This window comes from Rhodococcus sp. P3_B8, from assembly GCF_056402775.1.
The window spans coordinates 1-5,432 of sequence record NZ_JBFUGT010000385.1; the positions used below are offsets into that span (position 1 = coordinate 1).

5 protein-coding genes are annotated in these 5,432 nt (G+C 68.4%); all 5 read left to right on the forward strand.

What is annotated here, in order from left to right:
- The first annotated feature begins 58 nt into the window (after positions 1-58).
- Positions 59-886 (forward strand): alpha/beta fold hydrolase, encoded by an 828-nt coding sequence (locus tag AC1D1G_RS40995; RefSeq protein WP_477956472.1) that lies wholly within the window; start codon positions 59-61, stop codon positions 884-886.
- Between the two features lie 12 nt (positions 887-898).
- Entirely contained in the window at positions 899-2,257 is a 1,359-nt protein-coding gene (mshA, locus tag AC1D1G_RS41000) for a D-inositol-3-phosphate glycosyltransferase (RefSeq protein WP_179443231.1), read from the forward strand.
- Positions 2,254-2,745 (forward strand): type III secretion system chaperone family protein, encoded by a 492-nt coding sequence (locus AC1D1G_RS41005; RefSeq protein WP_105416006.1) that lies wholly within the window; start codon positions 2,254-2,256, stop codon positions 2,743-2,745. The genes mshA and AC1D1G_RS41005 overlap by 4 nt, the downstream gene beginning before the upstream one ends.
- A 150-nt stretch (positions 2,746-2,895) precedes the next feature.
- Complete coding sequence (locus AC1D1G_RS41010) at positions 2,896-4,488, forward strand: AMP-binding protein (RefSeq protein WP_477956471.1); 1,593 nt, start codon at positions 2,896-2,898, stop codon at positions 4,486-4,488.
- 43 nt (positions 4,489-4,531) lie between these two features.
- The gene (locus AC1D1G_RS41015) at positions 4,532-5,287 is read left to right on the forward strand and encodes a phosphoglyceromutase (RefSeq protein ID WP_206031898.1); all 756 of its coding nucleotides are present in this window, start codon (positions 4,532-4,534) and stop codon (positions 5,285-5,287) included.
- Positions 5,288-5,432 lie beyond the last annotated feature (145 nt).

A 5,432-nucleotide genomic window follows, 5' to 3' on the forward strand; every position in this document is an offset into this window, starting at 1 on the left:
CGACCGCGGGTTACGCGGTGGCGGCGGTCGCCGCGCTGCTGGCCTCTATGGTGACCCCATGGCTATTCGTGAAACAGTCGGCGTCGACGGAACGCCCCTCGTCTACTCGGTGACCGGTGCCCCCGACGCGCGGACCCTGGTCCTCCTGCACGGTTGGGCGCAGTCCTCGAAGTGCTGGGGCCCCGGGGTGCTCGACGAACTCGCGGCCCGCTACCGCGTCATCGCCGTCGACCTGCGCGGACACGGCTACTCAGGTGCACCCGACGCGGGCTAMGACGACTCCGCGATCTGGGCCGGGGACGTCGACGCGGTACTCACGGCCGAAGGCGTCACGTCCGGCGCCGTGCTCCTCGGCTGGTCCTACGGCGGCCTCGTGATCTGCGACTACCTGGCGTCGCACGGCACGTCCGCCGTCGACGGCGTGGTCCTCGTCGGAGCCATCACCAGCATCGGTCGCGGGGAGGCAGGCGGCAAGGTCGGCGCGGCGATGCGCGCGGCGATCCCCGGCGCGATGTCCGAGGAGCCGCGCGACGCGATCCGCGCGCTGGGCGCGTTCGGCAACGCGCTCACCGGACCGCCGGAAGGCAAGGGCGCACAGTCGCAGGCGCTGTTCGGGGCCAGCCTCGCCACCCCGCCCCGGGTGCGGGCCGCCCTCTTCAACCGGTCCGCGAGTCACGACGAGCTGCTCCGCTCGCTCGACGTGCCGGTGCTCGTCCTGCACGGCACCGAGGACTCCGTCGTCGACGTCTCAGCTGGTAGGCACGCTGCAGAGCTGATCCCGCAGGCGCGGGCGTCGTTCTGGGAAGGCTGCGATCACGGACCGTTCGTGGAGGATCCCGACAGGTTCGTGAAAGAGGTCGGCGAGTTCGTCGACAACCTCGGTTAAAGGGGCCGATCGGTGAGGGAGCACTATGGAGTGGTGACGCCCATGCACAATTCGCGCCCCCGCAGGGTGGCCGTCCTCTCGGTCCACACCTCACCACTGGCGCAGCCCGGTACCGGCGATGCGGGCGGCATGAACGTCTACGTGCTGCAGTCCGCCATCCAGATGGCGCGTCGCGGCGTCGAGGTGGAAATCTTCACCCGGGCCACGTCGTCCGCCGACGCACCGGTCCAGGAAGCGGCCCCGGGGGTCCTCGTCCGCAACGTGGTGGCCGGCCCGTTCGAGGGGCTGGACAAGCAGGATCTGCCCACGCAGCTCTGCGCGTTCGTCGCCGGGGTGCTCCGCGAGGAGGCCCGCCACGAACCGGGCTACTACAACCTGGTGCACTCGCACTACTGGTTGTCGGGGCAGGTCGGCTGGCTCGCCCGCGACCGCTGGGGTGTGCCGCTCGTGCACACGGCGCACACGCTCGCGGCGGTCAAGAATCTGTCGCTCGCCGATGGTGACACTCCCGAACCGGCCGCCCGCCAGATCGGCGAGCAGCAGGTGGTCGCCGAGTCCGACCGGCTCGTGGCCAACACCACCGAAGAATCCGATCAGCTGGTCCGCCACTACGGCGCCGACCCGAACCGGATCGACGTGGTGGCGCCGGGCGCCGATCTGACGCGGTACCGGCCGGGCGACCGGGCCGCCGCCCGGGCGAAGCTGGGGCTCGACCCGCGTGAGACCGTCGTGACGTTCGTCGGACGCATCCAGCCGCTCAAGGCGCCCGACGTCCTGCTCCGCGCCGCCGCCGAGCTGATCGCCCGAGATCCCGAATCGACACTGCGGGTGCTCGTGGTCGGCGGCCCGTCCGGGTCCGGGCTGGCCCGGCCGGACGCGTTGATCGAACTCGCGTCTTCGCTCGGCATCGCCGCCCGGGTGACGTTCCTGCCGCCGCAGGCACCCGACCGGCTCGTCGACGTGTACCGGGCTTCGGATCTCGTTGCGGTGCCGAGCTATTCGGAGTCGTTCGGGCTGGTGGCCATCGAGGCGCAAGCCTGCGGCACTCCGGTGATCGCCGCGAACGTGGGCGGTCTCGGCGTCGCCGTCCGGAACGGCGAAACCGGGCTTCTCGTGGACGGGCACCGCACCGAGGACTGGGCGACGGCGTTGCAGTCGCTGGTCTCCGAGCCGGGCAGGCTCGCCGCGCTGGCCGCCGAGGCTCCGCGTCACGCGGAGAATTTCTCCTGGGAACACACCGCCGACGGCCTCCTCGAGAGCTATCGGATGGCGACCGTCAACTACAACTACGGACACGGCCCCAGCGAATTCTCCCCGCGTCGCGGACGCGGATTGTGGAAGCTGCGCAGGGCCGGAGGGGTGCGCGCATGAGCGAGCTGGCCGACGTGATCGAGTCCGCCCTGACCGAACGTGAGATGGACTTCACCAGGAAGGACTCGACGCACTTCATCGTCGAGTTGCCCGGCGAGCGCAAGCTCAAGACCACCACGCTCCTGACCGTCGGCAAGCACGGTCTGCGCGTCGAGGCGTTCGTCTGCCGCAAACCCGACGAGAACTTCGAAGGCGTCTACAAGTACCTGCTGCGGCGCAATCGCCGGTTGTACTCGGTGGCGTACACGATCGACAAGATCGGCGACATCTACCTGGTCGGTCAGATCGCCGAGCACGCGGTGACCGCGGACGAACTGGACCGGATTCTCGGGCAGGTGCTCGAGGCGGCCGACGGCGACTTCAACACTCTCCTCGAGCTCGGATTCGCCGAGTCCATCAAGCGCGAATGGGAGTGGCGCGTCTCACGCGGGGAGTCGCTGGCGAACCTGAAACCGTTCGAGCATCTCATCGAGGACTCGCAGGCCTGAGTGCTGGTCGACCGCCCGCGGACGGGAAATACGCGCGGGTAGAGTTGCGGCGAGCTTGTGACTGTTGTCACAGGTTAGGTACATGTGTCTGATGTTCACAGAAACTTGTACCGACAACTGCTGCTGCAACACTTCGAGGGAGAGGCCCCAGTGAGCTTCAAGAGCCCGTTTCCGGACGTCGAGATTCCGAACCTCAGTGTCTACGATTTCCTTTTCGGCCAGGTCGACACGGCCGATGGGGACCGGCCCGCGCTGATCGACGGTGCCTCCGGCGCGGTCACCACGTACCAGTCGCTGGTCGCCCAGATCAACGGGGTGGCAGGGGCGCTGGCCGCGCGCGGTCTCGCCGTCGGCGAGGTGGTGGGTCTGCATTCGCCGAACGTTCCCGCGTTCGCGTCGGTGTTCCACGGGATCCTGCGGGCCGGTGGCGTCGCGACCACCATCAACGCCCTCTACACCGCCGAGGACATCGCCAAGCAGCTCACCGACTCGAAGGCGAAGTTCCTGTTCACCGTCTCCCCGCTGCTGCCGCAGGCCAAGGCCGCGGCCGCGAAGGTCGGGATTCCGGTAGCGAACGTGATCGTCCTCGACGGCGCCGACGGGCACCCGTCGCTGAAAGATCTGCTGGCCGAGGGCGCCCCCGCCCCGGACGTGTCGTTCGATCCGGCGACCCAGCTGGCGGTGCTGCCGTACTCGTCCGGGACCACCGGCCGGCCCAAGGGGGTGATGCTCACGCACCGCAACCTGGTGGCGAATGTGTGTCAGATCAACCCGCGGATGGGCATCGGCGCCGACGACAAACTCCTCGCGGTGCTGCCGTTCTTCCACATCTACGGGATGACGGTGCTGCTGAACGCGGCCCTGTACAACCGGGCGAGCTTGGTGACGATGCCGAAGTTCGACCTGGTCGAATTCCTGTCGATCGTGTCCGGCCAGAAGTGCACGTATGTGTTCATCGCCCCGCCGGTCGCGGTGGCGTTGGCCAAGCATCCGCTGGTCGACGATTACGACCTGTCGAGTGTGCATTCGATCTTCTCCGGCGCCGCCCCGCTGGATCAGGAGCTGGGCAAGGCCGTCGCGAACCGGCTGGGTTGCCGGGTGCGGCAGGGCTACGGGATGTCGGAGATGAGCCCGGTCTCGCATGCGATTCCGTTCGACCGTGACGACATCGCCCTGGATTCGGTGGGTCCGTCGATCGCGAACATGGAGTGCAAGCTGGTCGACCCGGGCACCGGCGAGGAGGTCGCCTACCCGGCCGAGGGGGTCAGTGAGCCGGGTGAGTTGTGGTGCAAGGGCCCGAACATCATGGCCGGGTACCTCGGCAACGACGAGGCGACCGCGGAGACCCTGGATGCGGACGGGTACCTGCACACCGGCGACATCGCGACCGTCGACTCCGAGGGCGTCGTGACGATCGTGGACCGGATGAAGGAGCTGATCAAGTACAAGGGCTACCAGGTGCCGCCCGCCGAGCTGGAGGCGTTGCTGTTGACGCACCCGCAGATCGCCGACGCCGCCGTCATCGGGGTTCTCGACGACGAGGGTGAGGARGTGCCGAAGGCGTTCGTCGTCAAGCAGCCCGGCGTCGAACTCGACGAGGCCGCGGTCATCGCGTTCGTCGCCGAGCGGGTGTCGCCGCACAAGAAGGTCCGCAAGGTCGAGTTCATCGACCTGGTGCCGAAGTCCGCCGCGGGCAAGATCCTCCGCAAGGATCTGCGGGCCAGCGAGGCCGGCCGGAGCTGACGGCAGGGGTTCACGGCGCGAGGGTTCCGGGAGGCATGCCAGGATGAACGGCATGAGTACCGGAACCCTTGTGCTGCTCCGCCACGGCGAGAGCGAATGGAATGCGCTCAACTTGTTCACCGGCTGGGTGGACGTCCACCTGACCGATAAGGGCATCGCCGAGGGCAAGCGCGCCGGCGAATTGCTGCTCGAGCACAACCTGCTCCCCGACGTGCTGTACACGTCGCTGCTGCGCCGCGCGATCAGCACCGCCAACATCGCGCTCGACACCGCCGACCGGCACTGGATTCCCGTCACCCGCGACTGGCGTCTCAACGAGCGCCACTACGGTGCCCTGCAGGGACGCAACAAGGCGCAGGTCAAGGAGAAGTACGGCGACGAGCAGTTCATGCTGTGGCGCCGCAGCTACGACACCCCGCCGCCGCCGATCGAGGCAGGCAGCGAATACAGCCAGGACACCGACCCCCGCTACGCGAACCTCGACGAGGTCCCGCTGACGGAGTGCCTGAAGGACGTCGTCGTCCGCCTGATCCCGTACTGGGAAGACACCATCTCCGCCGACCTGAAGGCCGGCAAGACCGTGCTGATCACCGCGCACGGCAACTCGCTGCGCGCCCTCGTCAAGCACCTCGACGGAATCTCCGACGAGGACATCGCGGGCCTGAACATCCCGACGGGCATCCCGCTGCGCTACGACCTGGACGAGAACCTGAAGCCGCTCAACCCCGGCGGCACGTACCTCGACCCCGAAGCCGCCGCCGCGGGCGCCGCCGCGGTCGCGAACCAGGGCGGGAAGTAAGCCGTGCGCCCGGCCGGACGTCCCGTTCGCGGGACGTCCGGCCAACAGCAGGTTAACTACGGACGAAGACTCCGGTTCCCGCGTGTGACGTGCGCGGAAATGCCTGGACCCTGCGTAACCGGCCCGCCCCGCGAACGTACGATTC

What these genes read in the sequence shown, in the direction of transcription:
- AC1D1G_RS41005 (WP_105416006.1), top strand. Translation starts at nt 2,254, where the DNA reads ATGAGCGAGCTGGCCGACGTGATCGAGTCCGCCCTGACCGAACGTGAG.
- AC1D1G_RS41015 (WP_206031898.1), top strand. Translation starts at nt 4,532, where the DNA reads ATGAACGGCATGAGTACCGGAACCCTTGTGCTGCTCCGCCACGGCGAG.